Raw genomic sequence first — 15,922 nt, 5'->3', positions numbered from 1 at the left:
ATAAAAATTCATTCTGCTTTCCCCGCTTCTTTACATTTTTTCCTGCTTCCTATATAATAATTCCAGAATTCCAACGAAAGGAAGTTATACAAATGAGTCAGTCATCATTCGGAAAAAAATTCGTAGTTACCACCTGGGGCGAATCTCATGGAAAGGCGATCGGTGCTGTTCTTGACGGCTGTCCTGCCGGACTTTCCCTCTGCGAGGAGGATATCCAGGTTTTTCTTGACCGCCGTAAACCCGGTCAGAGTCGTTACACAACCGCCCGTAAGGAAGGCGATCTGGTCGAGATCCTTTCTGGCGTTTTCGAGGGAAAAACCACCGGAACCCCGATTTCTCTTCTGATCCGCAACACAGACCAGCGTTCCAGGGATTATGGAAACATCGCATATTCCTATCGCCCGGGACATGCTGATTTCACCTTCGACCAGAAATACGGTTTCCGTGACTACCGTGGCGGCGGCCGTTCTTCCGGACGTGAAACAGCCGGACGTGTAGCAGCCGGTGCCATCGCCATCAAACTTTTAAATGAACTTGGCATTACCTTCACTACCTACGCAAAATCCATTGGTCCTGTAGAAATTCAGACTTTTTCGGAAGAAGAGATCCGTAACAATTCTCTTTGTATGCCAGATGCCGCTGCTGCTGAAAAAGCCTCCGCATATCTGGAAAAATGTCTGGAAAATCAGGACAGTGCAGGCGGAGTCATTGAATGCCGGATCAAAAATGTTCCGGCTGGTCTCGGCGATACGGTTTTTGATAAGCTGGACGCTACTCTTGCCCATGCCATTATGTCTATCGGTGCTGTAAAAGCTGTGGAAATTGGCGATGGTATCCAGGTAAGTCAACTTACCGGTTCCCAGGACAATGACGGTTTTACCCAAGAGAACGGTATTATCTCAAAAACCTCCAACCATGCCGGCGGTATCATGGGTGGTATGAGTGACGGAAGCGACATCATCCTTCGCGCCCATATCAAACCTACACCGTCCATCAGTCAGCCACAGGCTACTGTAACCAGTGCAGGAGAAAAACTTGATCTTGAGATCAAGGGACGCCACGATCCTGTGATTGTTCCGCGGGCAGTCGTTGTTGTAGAGGCCATGGCTGCTCTTACGATCACCGATGCGCTTTTTGCCAATATGAGTGCACGCATGGATCGCATCCATGAGTTTTATCACAGGTAGATTCGTCCAATATTAGAAAAAGACAGACTCCGGGAAAAGTGTTCGCTCGTCCCTGAGCCTGTCTTTTTTGTATGTCTGTTAAATTTTATTCTTCAGTACTTTCCTCGGAAGTATTCTCCCACATATCCGGTACCGGCCAGATATGGATACAGTTCGGTGTCTCAATCTTTCTCGGCTTCTCATTCATCATGATGATATTTTTCTCATAATCCACCGTAAAGACTGTGATACTGTCGCTTCCATGGTTTGCAATAGCAATGTGCTTATTGTCCGGGAAGATCATAAGATCCTTCGGATAATCACCGCTGATCGGAAGTGTAAATTTCTTTGTCAGAAGACCAGTTTCCTGATTTACCGCATACATGGTCACAGTATTCTCACCTGCTGTTGTACAGAAAAGATATTTGCCGTCTGCGGAAAGAGAGATACCGGAAGCTGCATTGTGGATCGCGTCGTTGGCATCTTCCTTGCCAAGAGTGGTGATACTCTGCAGAAGCTCGAATTCCGGGTTCTTGCCGCTTCCGTCATAGCTGTACACCTTAACCTCGTTGCTCAGCTCAAAAAGAAGATATGCGAATCTTCCGTCATCACTGAAACGGATAATACGCGGACCGCTTTCTCTCGGGCAGCGTAAGATATCAACCAGCTCTAACTTATCTTTCTTCTTGTTGATCCGGTAGATCTTAACCTGATCGATACCGTTATCTACTGCACACAGATATTTGTTATCCGGAGTAGGGCGGACACAGTTTACATGCGGACGGAAGTTACGCTCTGCAACACTTCCCAGTCCCTTGTGGAACACACCGTCCATAACACTTCCCAGACGGCCGTCTTTATGTGTATGTACAACCGTTACCTTGCCATCATGATAGCCTGCTACATAGAGATATCTTCCGTCTACATCTGTTGCAAGATAACAGCCACGCATTCCGTTGATATCTACACTGTTAATACGGGAAAGATCTCCATTCTCATCTCTCTTGAATACGGCTACACCCTCATCCTCGATGGAGTACAGATATTTACCGTTCTTGGAGATTGCCAGGTGAGAGGCATTGCTGACCTCGACCTCGCTGCGTTCTGTAAGTGTTCCATTCTCTACGTCTACATCATATACCTGAATTCCTTTACTGGTTCCGTGAGTATAGGTTCCCACGTAAGCCACGTACTTCTTTTTTCCCATAAGCTTCTGGCCTCCTGCTTTCACATTCATTGCGTATTCTTATGTCTATTTTATCACAAAGCTTTGGTAAGAACAAGTTTCCTGACTGTTATCTTTGTGTAAATTCCCGTGCAAAAATGTCATTCTATGAATTACAGATCTCCTAGTGCACCTCTCATGGCTTCCAGTGTCTGATCGATCACTTCGTCGGTATGAGCAGTGGAAAGGAACATGGCCTCAAACTGTGATGGAGCCAGATGGATACCTCTCTTCAGCATTCCCTTAAAGTATTTTGCAAAGAGATCAAGATTGGAAGTTTTTGCAGAAACATAATCCTTTACTTCCTGATCTGTAAAGAAGATGCTTGCCAGGGAAGAATTATAATTCACCTGATACGGGAGACCTTTTTCTTCCACGATTTTCTTCAGGCCACCATAAAGCTTCTCGCCTTTTGCTTCCAGTTCTTTGTAGATTTCCTGATGCTCATAGAGATATTTCAGCTGTGTAAAGCCTGCAGCCATAGCTACCGGGTTTCCGCTTAAGGTTCCTGCCTGATATACCGGGCCGCATGGTGAGATCAGATCCATGATCTCCTTACGTCCGCCGTAAGCGCCTACTGGCATTCCCGCACCGATGATCTTTCCATAAGTAACAAGATCCGGGCGGATACCAAAATATTCTGCCGCACCGCCGAAAGCAAGACGGAATCCTGTAATAACCTCATCAAAGATCAGCAGACAGTTATGCTCATCACAGAGTTCACGAAGTCTTTTTAAGAAACCTGGTTTCGGAGGAACAACACCCATGTTAGCTCCAACCGCTTCCACGATCACTGCTGCCACATTTCCCTCTGCCTCTTTGAGAAGTGCTTCCACGCTGTCTGCGTCATTATAAACAGCAGTCATGGTATCCTGTGTACAGCCCTTCGGAACACCGGCACTGTCCGGAACACCGCTTGCCATTACACCGGAGCCTGCACTTACCAGAAGACAGTCACTGTGTCCATGGTAACAGCCGGCAAACTTGATGATCTTATCTTTTCCTGTGAAACCTCTAGCTGCACGAATTGCACTCATTACTGCTTCTGTTCCGGAGTTTACCATACGGATCATATCCACATGAGGAATGCGCTCACAGATATATTCTGCGATCTCCACCTCGATCTCTGTGGCACAGCCAAAGCTCAGACCATTCTCACAGGCCTTGATCACGCTCTCGCGGATCGCCGGGAAATTATGGCCAAGGATCATCGGTCCCCAGGAATCAATGTAATCTACATAACGGTTTCCATCTACGTCATAAACATAGCATTTGTCTGCTTTTTCAATAAAACGTGGTGCCTCTCCGATCGCCCCGTAGGATCTTACCGGACTGTTTACACCACCTGGAATTCTTTTTACTGCACGTTCAAATAACTGCTCTGATCTTGTCATCAGCCGATTCTCCCTTCGTCCATAAGCTTAGCAAGAAGCTCTGCATAGTAGGTAAGATAAATCTGTGCTCCGGAACGGAATGCTCCTGTTGCCATCTCTCCTACAATACGCTCCTCATCGATCCATCCGTTTGCTGCGGCGGCTTTCACCATGGCGTACTCACCGCTGACACTGTAGGCTGCAACCGGTACGTTGGTTGCCTCTTTTACCTGCCAGATCATATCCTGGTATGCAAGAGCCGGTTTTACCATGATGATATCTGCGCCCTCTTCCACATCTGCAAGTGCTTCCTTCAGGCCCTCTCTGCTGTTGTGGGGATCCATCTGATAGCTCTTTCTATCTCCAAAAGACGGGGCTGAATCTGCTGCTTCACGGAACGGACCATAAAAGGCAGAAGCATATTTTACCGCATAGGACATAATCGGTGTGGTGTAGTGTCCTGCCTTGTCCAGGCACTGACGGATCGCTGCCACACGGCCGTCCATCATGTCAGACGGTGCTACCATATCTGCACCTGCCTCTACATGAGACAGAGCTGTCTTTGCCAGAAGATCCAGGGTCTTATCATTGTCCACATCGTGGCCGCAGAGAACACCGCAGTGGCCGTGAGAAGTGTATTCACACATGCACACATCTGTCACATAATAAAGCTTCGGAAATTTCTCTTTTGCAACGCGAAGGGCTCTCTGAACGATTCCCTCCGGATCATAGGCTCCGCTTCCCACTTCATCCTTGTGGTCCGGAATGCCGAAAAACATGACACTTCCCACTCCTGCCTTTGCAAGCTGCTCCAGCTTATACGGAAGACGGTCAAGGCTGTAACGGTACTGACCTGTCATGGATGGAATCTCTTCCTCCTTATTCTCTCCTTCCATTACAAACATTGGATACATAAGAGAAGATTTATCCATTCTTGTCTCACGCACCATCTTACGAAGGTTTTCACTGCCTCTTAATCTTCTTGGTCTTTTTGTCAGTTCCATGATCATTCGCTCCTTTTCATATCCTCCACCAGCTTGACAAGACTGTCAATGGTGGCTTTTTCTGACATATATGCTTTCATTCCAAAGCTCTCAGCTGCTGCCTTAGTCTGTTTGCCAATGCAGGCAGCCGTAACCTTTGAATAATCCAGTCCTTTTGTTCCTTCCACAAAACCTTTTACTGTGGAAGCACTTGTAAATACTGCACAGCTGATCTCACCGTTTTCGAATTCTTTTTTCTCATCGATTAGCTGACTCATTTCATAAACCGTCTGATAAGTGGGAATGTCTTCCACTTTGGCTCCTGCCTCTTTCAAAAATGCTGTGAGATTTTCGTTGCCTTTCTCTGCACGCGGGATAAGGATCTTCTCTCCTCCGGAAAGTATTCCGGCAAGTTCTTTTCCGAGAGTATCTCCGTCGTATACAGACGGCATAAAATCCGCCATAATCCCCCGCTCTCTAAGAGCCTTTTTTGTTCCCTCACCGATTGCTGCCAGACGTACAGTTCCCAGAGCACGGATGTCTTTTCCATAGGAGATCAGCTCATCAAAAAATACTCTCACTCCTGTAGGACTTGTAAATACAATCCACTGAAAAGCTTCCAGTTTATCAAATGCTGCATGAAGCCCGCTCTGATCTTCCACAGGCACTGTACGGATCGCCGGAAGTTCCAGAACCTCGGCACCTTTTTCACGAAGCTTGTCTGCAGTTCTTGAGATCAGTTCCTTTGGTCTTGTAACAAGAACCTTCCAGCCTGCAAGAGGCAGTTTTTCATACCAGCCAAATTTCTCAGCCAGTGTGCATACCTTGCCTACTACAATAATCGCCGGAGTCTCGATTCCCTGACGCGCTACCTCTTCCTCCAGTGTGGAAACCGTTGCCACGATCCGTTTCTGACCGGCTGTGGTTCCCTTCTGCAGGATAGCGGCGGGCATATTTTTGTCCATTCCGGCATTCATAAGACCTGCACAAATATCCGGCAGTGCAGATACCCCCATAAGAAATACAAGCGTACCTTTTGTGTTAACAAGAGCACGGAAATCAATATCATATTCCTTTCCTGCTCTTTTATGTCCTGTAATAATGTGAACCGAAGAGCAGAAATCTCTGTGTGTCACCGGAATTCCATTGTATGCAGGAACTGCAATAGATGAAGTAACTCCCGGAACTACCTCGTACGGAATTCCATTCTCCTCAAGCAGCTCCAGCTCCTCTCCGCCTCTTCCGAAAAGGAAAGGATCTCCTCCTTTTAAGCGGACTACCCGATAACCTTTCTGTGCCTCCTCAAGAAGCACCTGGTTGATATTCTCCTGACGCATGATATGATGACTGGCACGTTTTCCCACATTGATCAGTTTCACATCTGCCGGAATCTGTGACAGCACTCCCTGCCCCACAAGGCTGTCATAAACAACCACATCTGCTTTTTTAAGAACCTGAAGGCCTTTTAATGTGAAAAGACCGATATCGCCAGGACCTGCACCTACCAGCCACACTTTTCCTGTTTTCATCTGTGTTCTCCTTTTTCCCGAAGAGTTTCTGCAAGCTCTCTGCCAAGCTTCTCTGCGTCTGTTTTTGATCCGCGCAGGGTTCCTGTTACATAAGAGCCGTCCTTTTCATTGTAATAAAGTCCACGAAGATAAATTTCTTCTCCATCGATCTCTGCATGGGCAGCTACCGGTGAGGAGCATCCTCCATCCAGAAGCTTTACGAAAGCTCTCTCGGCAGTTCCTGCAGCCCAGGCATTCTCATCGCAGTAGCCCTCCAGAAAATCATAGTTCTCTCCCTCACGGCCCTGCACTGCCAGAATTCCCTGTCCTGCTGCCGGAATGATCTCATCTGCTGTAAAATAGCGGTTGATCCGATTCTCAAGGCCCAGTCTTTTCAGACCTGCTGCCGCCAGGATCAGACCACTGTACTGTCCCTCATCCAACTTACGAAGTCTGGTCTGAAGATTGCCACGGATGCTCTTCACTTCCATGTCCGGATACAGTTTCTTAAGCTGAAGTGTACGTCTTAAGCTGGAGCATCCAAGAGGCTTGTTTTTATCAAGTTCCGTAACACCCTCCGGCAATACCAGCACATCTCTCGGATCCTCTCTTCTGGAAAAAGCCAGAAGCGGAAGCTCCTCAGGGACTTCCATGGGCATATCTTTAAGGCTGTGCACAGACAGAATACTTCTTCCATCCATCAGAGCTTTATCCAGTTCCTTTACAAAAAGACCCTTTCCGCCTACTTTATCCAGTGTGCGGTCCAAAATGATATCCCCTGTGGTCTTCATAGTAAGGATTTCTACTTCCAGATCCGGATTCTGTTTTTTTATGTAATCGCGGACCATCTCGCTCTGCAGCACCGCAAGCTTACTCTCCCTGCTACCGATCACGATCTTATTCTTCGTCGTTTTCATCGTCCTGCTCCTCTAATACTTTTTCCAGTGCTTTCTGGATCTCTTCCCTTATAAGCTTTGCTTTTTTGTGGTCAAGACCACTGGCAGTAACACCGACCACCATCTCATCACGCATATAGATGCCCGGAAAATAAAAATCACAGGCTTCTCTGTCGGAGGCTACATTTACATAAATGCCCTCCTCCTTACAGACGCGGTGGATCTCATCGTTCAGCTTCCAGTCATTGGTCGCCGCGATCACCATATACGCACTGGCAAAATCCGAACGCTTCACCGGGCGGATATGTAAAGTTACTGTTCCGGCTTTTCCAAGATCCATAAGCTCCTGAGTGACCTTTGTTGCCACTACTGTGATATTTCTTGTAAATTTCAGAAGCGTTTTTATTCTTCTGGTAGCGATCTTGCCACCCCCTGCCACAACGATATTCTTATCTGACAGGTCTATAAACATGGGGAAATAAGGTTTATTCTTCATAAAGTTTCTCCAGTCCTTCCACACATTCCAGAAAAGCTTCCTGATTGAGACTGTCACGGAGTCCGAAGATCAGCTTGTTCACAACTTTTCCGGCTGCAGTATCCACTGCTTTTTTTAATTTTTCACGATCCGAATCTTCCATAGGTGTTTTCCGGAAAATCTTCTCGATTCTCAGATTCAGATCCTCCACAGCATCCGCCTTGATCTCCTGGATACGCGGAATGATGTCACGACCCTCCAGCCACTGAAAAAATTCATCCATCTGCGCTTTCACGATCATGCCTGCTGCTTCCAGATTATCTGCCAGCTCCTTCGGTGTCTCCGCAACACGGAAGCTGTCCATATCATACAGCGTAATGTTGTTTTTCTTTCCAATTTCGGGATCTATGTCTCTTGGCACTGCCAGATCGATCAGCACCATTGGCCGCTCCATCCGCACATCCTCGAACAGCTCCTCTGTAAGAGTGTAGTTCGGGCTGGCAGTTGCGCTGACGACCAGGTCGCATTCCGGCAGATAATCCATTCTCTCGCCGTAATTGATCCGATTGCATCCGACAGGGATATTTACCACTCCGCTTCTGTACTGACGGATAGTAACTGTTACATCTGCTCCTGCTTCTCTGAGCGTCTGGGCAGCCATTTTTCCCATCTCTCCGTTTCCGATCACCATGCAGACCTTATTACGCACATGATAGCCGCCATCCTCCAGGAAACGGATCGCCTGATGGATCACAGAAGGATTTCCATGGGAAAAAGGAACCTCTGTCTTGATCTTCTTACCTGCTGTAACAGCCATACGGAACAGAACTTCCAGAACACTGTCCGTTGTAAAGGCCTCTCTCGCGAAGCTTAAGGCATCTTTCACCTGGGTAAGGATCTGATCCTCGCCGAGAATCTGGGATTTCAGTCCGCTGGTAAGATAAAAAAGGTGTTCTACCGCATCTTCATTCTCCCTGCTGGTGAAGTATTTCTGATAATCTCCTCCCTGTACTCCTTTCAGGGCACAAAGCCACTGATACAGCTGTGGCTTCTCATCGCCATCTGTACTCACCCACAATTCCAGTCGATTGCAGGTTGACAGAATAATACACCCGCAGATTCCCGGCTCTTTTCGAAGCTGTTCCAGTGCTTCCCCTGTGTTCTTTCTGGTAAATGCAAAAAGAGCTCTGATATCTACAGGTGCCATATTATGGTCGATTCCAAGCATGAATATACTCATGTCATTTGTTTCTCCTTTGTTTCTATGGTAAAAGCCCTGCGCTCTGGACTTTTCTGCTGAAAATTTCTTTTTTTATACGTGTATTCATGTATATTTCGTACATTTTCGCAGTCTTATATTATGATAAACATTTCCGTCTGGAAAGTCAACTATGATTGACAATCCCGCACCCTCCTTTTATAATGTTTTAAGGTAGAAAATACGGAATTAAAGCAAATGCGGATTGCGGATATCCGCTTAAATTTCAGGATGGAGGAAATCCCAGTATGAATGCAGCGCCCAAAAAAGCGATCCTTGTAGTCAGCTTCGGCACCAGCTACGAGAATACGCGTAAAGTTACCATCGACGCGATCGAAAAAGATATCGCCGATGCGTTCCCTGCCTGTCCCACCTATCGTGCATGGACAAGCAAGATGATCATTTCCAAGCTTAAGAAACGTGACGGAATCATTATCCACACAGTAAAAGAAGCCCTGGAGCAGATGCTTCATGACGGAATCACAGATGTTGTAGTACAGCCCACACATGTGATCAACGGCATTGAGAATGACCAGATGAAGGCAGATGCTCTTTCTTTTAAAGATCAGTTTCATAGTATTGTTTTCGGAAATCCTCTTCTCACCACAGAAGAAGACAACCAGGCTGTCGTTCAGGCCGTAGCAGACGAGTTCAGCGATATGGATTCGGAAACAGCCCTTGTTCTTATGGGTCACGGAACCGAACATTTCGCCAACTCTGTTTATGCTGCTCTGGATTACCGTTTCAAGGATACCGGACATAAAAATATTTTTCTTGGCACTGTGGAAGCCTATCCTGCACTGGATTCCCTGCTCCGTGCCACAGGAAGCTTTCATCCGAAGAAGATCGTGCTGGCTCCTTTTATGATCGTAGCCGGTGACCATGCACAGAATGATCTGGCCGGCGAGGAACCGGATTCCTGGCTGAACCGTCTTTCTTCTGAAGGATATGAAGTTACGCCTGTCCTTAAGGGTCTGGGAGAATACCCGGAAGTACGCCGCATCCTTGTAGATCATGTACAGCAGGCCATGAACCAGGAAGCTTAAGTTACAAAAAACTGCACCGTGATTTCTTTCAGAAATCTTCCGGTGCAGTTTTTTTAATCTTCTTATAATTGAAGTTTCAAAATCTTATGCCATCATCTCATCCAGTTTTGCTTTCACTGCAAGGATAAAGTCCTTGCTGTTCAGCACCTGTACATCCTTAAGCGCTGTGATCAGTGCAAGATCCTTTGTCATCTTTCCGCTCTCGATGGTATCCAGAGTTGCCTTCTCAAGCTTGCCTGCAAAATCTACAAGTGCGTCATTTCCGTCCAGTTCGCCTCTCTTGCGAAGAGCTCCTGTCCATGCAAAGATCGTTGCAACGGAGTTCGTTGAGGTTTCTTTTCCCTCAAGATGACGGTAATAATGTCTCTGTACAGTTCCGTGAGCTGCCTCATACTCGAAATATCCCTTCGGGGATACCAGAACAGAAGTCATCATGGCCAGGGAACCGAATGCAGAAGAAACCATATCACTCATAACATCGCCATCATAGTTCTTGCATGCCCAGATAAATCCACCGTCTGCTTTCATGACACGGGCTACAATATCGTCGATCAGACTGTAGAAATAAGTAAGTCCTGCTTCCTCGAATTTATCCTTGAACTCAGCGTCAAAGATCTGCTGGAAAATCTCCTTGAATCTTCCGTCGTATGTCTTGGAAATAGTATCCTTGCTTCCAAACCATACATCCTGTTTCGTATCCAGCGCGTAATTAAAGCAGCTTCTTGCAAAGCTCTTCACAGAATCATCCAGATTATGCATACCACGAAGAACACCAGCTCCGTCAAAATGCTGGATCAGTTCCTTACGCTCTTCTCCGTCCTCGCCCTCAAATACCAGATACGCATCACCTGGCTTATCGATATAAAACTCTGTGTTCTTATAGATATCACCATATGCGTGACGTGCAAGTGTGATCGGTTTCACCCAGTTCTTCACACATGGCTCAATCCCTTTTACAACAATCGGGGCACGGAATACGGTTCCGTCAAGAATAGCACGGATTGTTCCGTTAGGGCTCTTGTACATTTTTTTCAGATCGTACTCTTCCATTCTGGCAGCATTCGGTGTGATCGTAGCACATTTTACGGCAACACCGTATTTCTTGGTTGCTTCTGCCGCATCAATGGTAACCTGGTCGTCTGTTTCGTTTCTGTGCTCAAGACCAAGATCGTAATACTCTGTATTCAGATCCAGATACGGTGTGAGAAGTTCATCCTTGATGATCTGCCACAAGATTCGTGTCATCTCATCTCCATCCATCTCAACTAAAGGTGTCTGCATTTTAATTTTTTCCATGATATTTTTCTCCTTTAGAGTCTTTCTTTTGCACTTTTACTGTACATTGTACTCATATTTTCCATTTCCGTCAACGCTTTTATGCTTTACCATGTGATGTTTATAAGAATTGTATAATAATTTAACCATTCATCAGCTTTTCACAGTTAAATTTTCCCCACCCCTGCTGATTTCTGGGAAGTCCCATATCGTCCACACTTTCTCTTAACAACATCTTTACATCCACATTGGAAAGCTGCGGATCTTTTTCCAGGAGACAGGCAACTGCTCCGGACACTAACGGTGTTGACATGGAGGTCCCGCTTTTAATGCCATAAGAGTAAGGATAACCTGTGGCACAGGCTATGATCCGGTTTCCAGGTGCCACCAGATCCGGTTTGCATACACATTCAAATGTGGGGCCTCTTCCGGAAACTGCTTTTTTCCCCTGAAGCATATCGCTGGAGCCCACTGTTATGATCTTCCGGCTGCTTCCCGGAGCTGTCACAGTTCCACTTCCAGGCCCCTGATTCCCGGCTGCTGCCACCACCACAAACCCTGCATCCCAGAGTGCGTCAACTCCCCGAAGTAACTTCTGCTGCTCGTTTCTGCCACGGGAGGTCGTTCCTACAGAGATGTTAACAATGCGGACATTGTAGATCTGCCCGAAATTCATGATCCAGTCAAAAGCTTTCAATATATCTTCCCTGCTTCCGTTCCCGAACCGGTCCAGTACTTTCAGAGCAACGAGTTCACAGCCGGGTGCCGCTCCTTTATACCTGCCCTCAGAGGCTTTTCCATCTCCTCCCAGAATACCACTTACATGTGTCCCATGTCCGTTATCATCATACGGCCCTGTTTTTCCTTTTGTAAAGTCACAGAAAGCTCTGATTCGGCTGCCGAAATCTATATGTGGAAAGATCCCGGTGTCCAATACTGCCACACCGATGCCTTTTCCTGTATACACTTTTTTATGCATGGAAAAAATCTCCTGCCGGACAGATGGTTTCCCTTTAGCTTATTCCTGCTGTTTCCATCTCGCAACTTTTCAGATATGAAAATTTTATAATTTGTCCTGTTTCCTCATACATATATGACCGTATCTTTTCCAGTTTCTGTCATATAATGTATAAAATCCACTTTTTCCTCCCATACTTGTAATAGTTCAAGAAATGTTTTCATGAACTGGAACCAGATGCCATATCTGAAAATCAAGGAGGTTTTTCTATGCTTTTCTTTTTTCTCATATTTTTTGGAATTCAGATTTTTATTCTTTTCTGCTGCGCGGCTGCGGGTAATGATGCAGCTTCTCAGGAACTTTCCGACCAGGAACAATTGCAGTTTATCGCCGAATGGAAAAAACATCATGAAAAAAAGGACGCCTGCTGAACGTCCTTTTTTTTACAAGCAATCATTTTATATAATGATACATACCAATCCGCCTTTACTGTCATTGACAATCTTCTGCATGGTATCCTGAAGCTTCACCTGACTTTCCTCGCTGATCATGGTCAGCTTGTTGCGGATTCCGTCCTCTACAAGCTGCTGGATCGATTTCCCAAAAATATTCGTTTCCCAGATACTTTCGCCACGCTCGGGGCTCTCTTTGATATATCGGATCAGATCCTCTGCCTGCTGCTCCGTTCCTACGATCGGTGCGATCTCTGTTTCGATTCCTGCACGGATCATATGAATCGAAGGACTCTTGGAACGGATCTTGACTCCAAACTTATTTCCCTGACGGATCACCTCCGGATCTTCGATCGTAATCTCCGAAAGCTCCGGAATTACCACACCGTAACCGGTTCCCCGCACTGCTTCCAGCGCTGCCTGAACACGCACAAACTGTTCTTTCATTCCTGCAAGCTCTTTCATCGTCTGGATCAGTTCGTATTCACTTTCCATCGGAATCCCGCTCATATGACTTAGCATCTGATAATAATAGCTGTCTTTTACAGAAATCCGAACACGCACAGTTCCATTGGAAAGGCTGATCTGTTCCAGCAGAGTATCTTCCACATATGGGCTTTCCAGCCGTAGGGCATCTTTATTTACATCCCGCATATGAACAAGCTTTGTCATTTTTTCCCGGATCTCATTCAAAAGTGCCGCCTTTACTTCATTCTCCGGAGAAAGCATTTCCACCCACTTTGGAACAAACAGTTCAATCTCACTGACTGGGAATTCATAGAGGATCTTTTCCAAGATTCGGGTCACATCTTCCCTGCGAAGCTGCTCGCAGTTCACTCCCAGAGCGGAAACGCCATATTTTTCTTCCAGCTCTTTTACAAGCTTTTCCGTTTCTTCACTGTATGGGCTCTCAGAATTTACCAGTATCAGAAATGGCTTTCCCTGTGCTTTCAGCTCTTTTACTGTCTGCTCCTCTGCCGGAACAAAATTTTCTCTTGGAATCTCTCCAAAACTTCCGTCAGTCGTAACCAGGATTCCTATTGTGGAATGTTCCCGGATTACCTTCTCGGTTCCGATCCTGGCTGCATCATGAAAAGGAATTGCCTTTTCCAACCATGGTGTTTTTACCATTCGCTCCCGGCCTTCTTCAATATTTCCAGCTGCATCCTTTACCAGAAAACCTACACAGTCAATAAGCTTTACCCAAATTTTCTGGTTTTCTCCTATGGCAACTTCCACTGCTTCTTTCGGAATAAATTTCGGTTCTACGGTTGTGATCATTTTTCCGGCTCCGCTTAAGGGCAGCTCATCCTGCAGCTCCGCCTTTTTTTCCTGGCTCATAGCCGGCAGCGCAACCAGCTCCATAAATCTTCGGATAAATGTGGATTTTCCTGTACGTACCGGGCCCACAACCCCTATGTAGATATCCCCGCCGGTTCGCGCCTGGATATCATGGTAAACCTGAAAGTTTTCCATATAAAAAAGCCTCCCTGCATATATTGGCCTGTGATCCCGGGAACTGTCCGACGGACAGTCCCCGTATATCACAGTATATGCCTGAGAGGCTTCGTATATTCTGCTCATCTAAAAGCAGCCGGATTTAATCCTGAATATAAAAATCATTATGAAGAAGATGATGCTCTTTTCCTTTGAGGAGTCCCTGATAAAGTTCCAGAACAAGTGGGTTCTCATCCGACTTCTTGATGATCATGGTGTTATCTGCATTATACAGACCTTTGGCTCTTGCAGCTTTGGTTCTGTCGCCGGATCTGGTCGGCTGACCGCCACCCATAATACATCCACGGCGGCATGCCATAACCTCGATCAGGTGATAGTTTGCTTCGCCGTTCTTTACACGTTCCATAACGGTTCTTGCATTTGCAAGGCCGCTGGCTACGCATACATTGATATCCATGCCCTTATACGGAACGGTAAATTCCTTAATTCCCTCTTCACCACGGACACCGCACTCTGCGATCTCATGCATGGCTTCCTTGCTGTGATCCGGACTCAGTCTTCGAAGAACGGCCTCGGTAACACCACCGGTAACACCAAAGATAACACCACCGCCGGAACCAAATCCAAATGGCATATCACATGCTTCCGGATCCAGTGTTGCAAAATCAAGACCAAAGTTGTCGATCATGCGGAGAAGCTCTGTGGTTGTGATAACGATATCGGTATCCTGCTCGCCTTCTGTAAAGCTATTTGGCCGGATCGCCTCTGCCTTCTTGGCTGTACATGGCATAATGGAAACCATAACTGTTTTCTTGCCTGCTGCATGCTCCGGATCACGGAAGTATTCCTTGATAACTGCAGACATCATTCCCTGTGGGGAACGGCAGGTGGAGATATTTGGAACGTATTCCTTATACTGATCGGTGATAAATTTCACCCATGCCGGACAGCAGGAAGTCAGGAGTGGAAGGTTCTCGCCTTTTTCCACTCTGTTTAAGAACTCCTTGGTCTCTTCCATAATGGTAAGGTCAGCACTGAAGGTTGTATCATAGACTTCATCAAAGCCCATCTTATGAAGAGCATTTACGATCTTGCCCATTACACTTCTGCCTTTGGCAAGGCCATAATGATCACCAACTGCAACACGGACTGCCGGCGCGATCTGTGCAACCACACGGGTATCCTTATCAGCCAGAGCATCCCATACCTCGTCCATATGTGTACGGATGGAAATAGCTCCTGTCGGGCAGTAAACACGACACTGTCCACAGTTTACACACTGTGTTTCTGTGATCTTCTTGTTAAATGCAGGCATGACCATAGCCTCAGTTCCACGGAACGCAAAACCAAGAGCTCCGATTCCCTGAAGTTCCTCACAGGCACGTACACAGTTACCGCAGAGGATACATTTATTCGGATCACGGATAATGGACGGTGAGCTTTCATCGATCTCATGCTGCTCTCTCGTATTTTCAAAACGGATGTTACGTACACCAAGGCGGTGTGCCAGCTCCTGAAGAATACATTCACCGCTCTTTACACAGGTTGTACAGTCACGGCAATGTGCTGCAAGCAGAAGCTCTACGATCAGTTTACGATATTTCTTGATACGGCCGGAGTTGGTATAGATCACCATTCCATCTCTCGGCTGCTCGGAACAGGATGCAAAAGTCCTGCCTCTGTCATCCTCAACTGTGCAGAGACGACAGGCTCCAAATGTGGAAAGCTCTGAATGGTAGCACAGTGTGGGGATATTGATACCGGCATTCCTGATGACTGTCAGGACATTTTTTTCGTCGGTAAATTCTACTTTTCTTCCGTCAATTGTCATTGTACCCATAAGATATCC

Annotated in this window: 13 protein-coding genes; 2 read left to right on the top strand and 11 right to left on the bottom strand. The window is 46.5% G+C overall.

From position 1 onward, the window contains the following. The first annotated feature begins 92 nt into the window (after nt 1-92). Entirely contained in the window at nt 93-1,187 is a 1,095-nt protein-coding gene (gene aroC, locus WMO28_RS06475) for a chorismate synthase (RefSeq protein ID WP_178644401.1), read from the top strand. Nucleotides 1,188-1,272: 85 nt separating this feature from the next. Here the strand turns inward: aroC and WMO28_RS06470 are convergent, their stop codons facing one another. From WMO28_RS06470 to hemA, 7 genes are all read right to left on the bottom strand, one after another. After that, a complete protein-coding gene (locus tag WMO28_RS06470) occupies nt 1,273-2,373 on the bottom strand; it encodes a beta-propeller fold lactonase family protein (protein ID WP_178644403.1) in 1,101 nt (366 codons plus the stop codon). 131 nt (nt 2,374-2,504) lie between these two features. After that, the gene (gene hemL / locus WMO28_RS06465; RefSeq protein ID WP_178644406.1) at nt 2,505-3,785 is read right to left on the bottom strand and encodes a glutamate-1-semialdehyde 2,1-aminomutase; all 1,281 of its coding nucleotides are present in this window, start codon (nt 3,783-3,785) and stop codon (nt 2,505-2,507) included. Next, complete coding sequence (hemB, locus tag WMO28_RS06460; protein ID WP_178644408.1) at nt 3,785-4,768, bottom strand: porphobilinogen synthase; 984 nt, start codon at nt 4,766-4,768, stop codon at nt 3,785-3,787. Before hemB ends, hemL begins: the two co-directional genes overlap by 1 nt. A gap of 2 nt (nt 4,769-4,770) precedes the next feature. Next, entirely contained in the window at nt 4,771-6,276 is a 1,506-nt protein-coding gene (gene cobA / locus WMO28_RS06455) for a uroporphyrinogen-III C-methyltransferase (protein ID WP_178644410.1), read from the bottom strand. After that, complete coding sequence (gene hemC, locus WMO28_RS06450) at nt 6,273-7,172, bottom strand: hydroxymethylbilane synthase (protein WP_349056438.1); 900 nt, start codon at nt 7,170-7,172, stop codon at nt 6,273-6,275. The genes cobA and hemC overlap by 4 nt, the downstream gene beginning before the upstream one ends. Further along, nucleotides 7,153-7,647: a precorrin-2 dehydrogenase/sirohydrochlorin ferrochelatase family protein gene (locus WMO28_RS06445; protein WP_349056437.1), complete on the bottom strand. Its 495-nt coding sequence runs from the start codon at nt 7,645-7,647 to the stop codon at nt 7,153-7,155. Before WMO28_RS06445 ends, hemC begins: the two co-directional genes overlap by 20 nt. Continuing rightward, on the bottom strand, nt 7,637-8,866 hold the full coding sequence (gene hemA, locus WMO28_RS06440) for a glutamyl-tRNA reductase (protein WP_349056436.1): 1,230 nt from the start codon (nt 8,864-8,866) through the stop codon (nt 7,637-7,639). The genes WMO28_RS06445 and hemA overlap by 11 nt, the downstream gene beginning before the upstream one ends. A 266-nt stretch (nt 8,867-9,132) precedes the next feature. Between hemA and WMO28_RS06435 the strand changes: the two genes are divergently transcribed. After that, the gene (locus tag WMO28_RS06435; protein WP_349056435.1) at nt 9,133-9,930 is read left to right on the top strand and encodes a sirohydrochlorin cobaltochelatase; all 798 of its coding nucleotides are present in this window, start codon (nt 9,133-9,135) and stop codon (nt 9,928-9,930) included. Nucleotides 9,931-10,014: 84 nt separating this feature from the next. Here the strand turns inward: WMO28_RS06435 and WMO28_RS06430 are convergent, their stop codons facing one another. The 4 genes from WMO28_RS06430 to WMO28_RS06415 form a co-directional block, all read right to left on the bottom strand. Next, on the bottom strand, nt 10,015-11,226 hold the full coding sequence (locus WMO28_RS06430; protein WP_178641757.1) for an NADP-dependent isocitrate dehydrogenase: 1,212 nt from the start codon (nt 11,224-11,226) through the stop codon (nt 10,015-10,017). A gap of 121 nt (nt 11,227-11,347) precedes the next feature. Further along, nucleotides 11,348-12,184 carry a S8 family serine peptidase gene (locus tag WMO28_RS06425; RefSeq protein ID WP_178641760.1) on the bottom strand — a complete coding sequence of 279 codons (837 nt, stop codon included), beginning with the start codon at nt 12,182-12,184 and terminating at the stop codon, nt 11,348-11,350. Nucleotides 12,185-12,621: 437 nt separating this feature from the next. After that, nucleotides 12,622-14,091, bottom strand: a complete 1,470-nt coding sequence (gene spoIVA, locus WMO28_RS06420; RefSeq protein ID WP_349056434.1) for a stage IV sporulation protein A — start codon at nt 14,089-14,091, stop codon at nt 12,622-12,624. Nucleotides 14,092-14,215: 124 nt separating this feature from the next. Then, on the bottom strand, nt 14,216-15,913 hold the full coding sequence (locus WMO28_RS06415) for a [FeFe] hydrogenase, group A (RefSeq protein ID WP_178644336.1): 1,698 nt from the start codon (nt 15,911-15,913) through the stop codon (nt 14,216-14,218). Between the last annotated feature and the right edge of the window lie 9 nt (nt 15,914-15,922).

It is taken from the genome of Blautia aquisgranensis, assembly GCF_040096615.1.
GTDB lineage: Bacteria > Bacillota > Clostridia > Lachnospirales > Lachnospiraceae > Blautia_A > Blautia_A aquisgranensis.
The sequence above is the reverse complement of the archived record's forward strand: the minus strand, read 5'-3'. Positions and strand labels throughout refer to the sequence as shown.

Excerpts from the sequence above, each read along its gene's own strand:
- hemL (WP_178644406.1), bottom strand. The coding sequence starts at position 3,785 with ATGACAAGATCAGAGCAGTTATTTGAACGTGCAGTAAAAAGAATTCCA.
- WMO28_RS06425 (WP_178641760.1), bottom strand. The coding sequence starts at position 12,184 with ATGCATAAAAAAGTGTATACAGGAAAAGGCATCGGTGTGGCAGTATTG.
- WMO28_RS06430 (WP_178641757.1), bottom strand. The coding sequence starts at position 11,226 with ATGGAAAAAATTAAAATGCAGACACCTTTAGTTGAGATGGATGGAGAT.
- hemC (WP_349056438.1), bottom strand. The coding sequence starts at position 7,172 with ATGAAAACGACGAAGAATAAGATCGTGATCGGTAGCAGGGAGAGTAAG.
- hemB (WP_178644408.1), bottom strand. The coding sequence starts at position 4,768 with ATGGAACTGACAAAAAGACCAAGAAGATTAAGAGGCAGTGAAAACCTT.
- WMO28_RS06445 (WP_349056437.1), bottom strand. The coding sequence starts at position 7,647 with ATGAAGAATAAACCTTATTTCCCCATGTTTATAGACCTGTCAGATAAG.
- aroC (WP_178644401.1), top strand. The coding sequence starts at position 93 with ATGAGTCAGTCATCATTCGGAAAAAAATTCGTAGTTACCACCTGGGGC.
- cobA (WP_178644410.1), bottom strand. The coding sequence starts at position 6,276 with ATGAAAACAGGAAAAGTGTGGCTGGTAGGTGCAGGTCCTGGCGATATC.
- WMO28_RS06415 (WP_178644336.1), bottom strand. The coding sequence starts at position 15,913 with ATGGGTACAATGACAATTGACGGAAGAAAAGTAGAATTTACCGACGAA.
- WMO28_RS06435 (WP_349056435.1), top strand. The coding sequence starts at position 9,133 with ATGAATGCAGCGCCCAAAAAAGCGATCCTTGTAGTCAGCTTCGGCACC.
- hemA (WP_349056436.1), bottom strand. The coding sequence starts at position 8,866 with ATGAGTATATTCATGCTTGGAATCGACCATAATATGGCACCTGTAGAT.
- WMO28_RS06470 (WP_178644403.1), bottom strand. The coding sequence starts at position 2,373 with ATGGGAAAAAAGAAGTACGTGGCTTACGTGGGAACCTATACTCACGGA.
- spoIVA (WP_349056434.1), bottom strand. The coding sequence starts at position 14,091 with ATGGAAAACTTTCAGGTTTACCATGATATCCAGGCGCGAACCGGCGGG.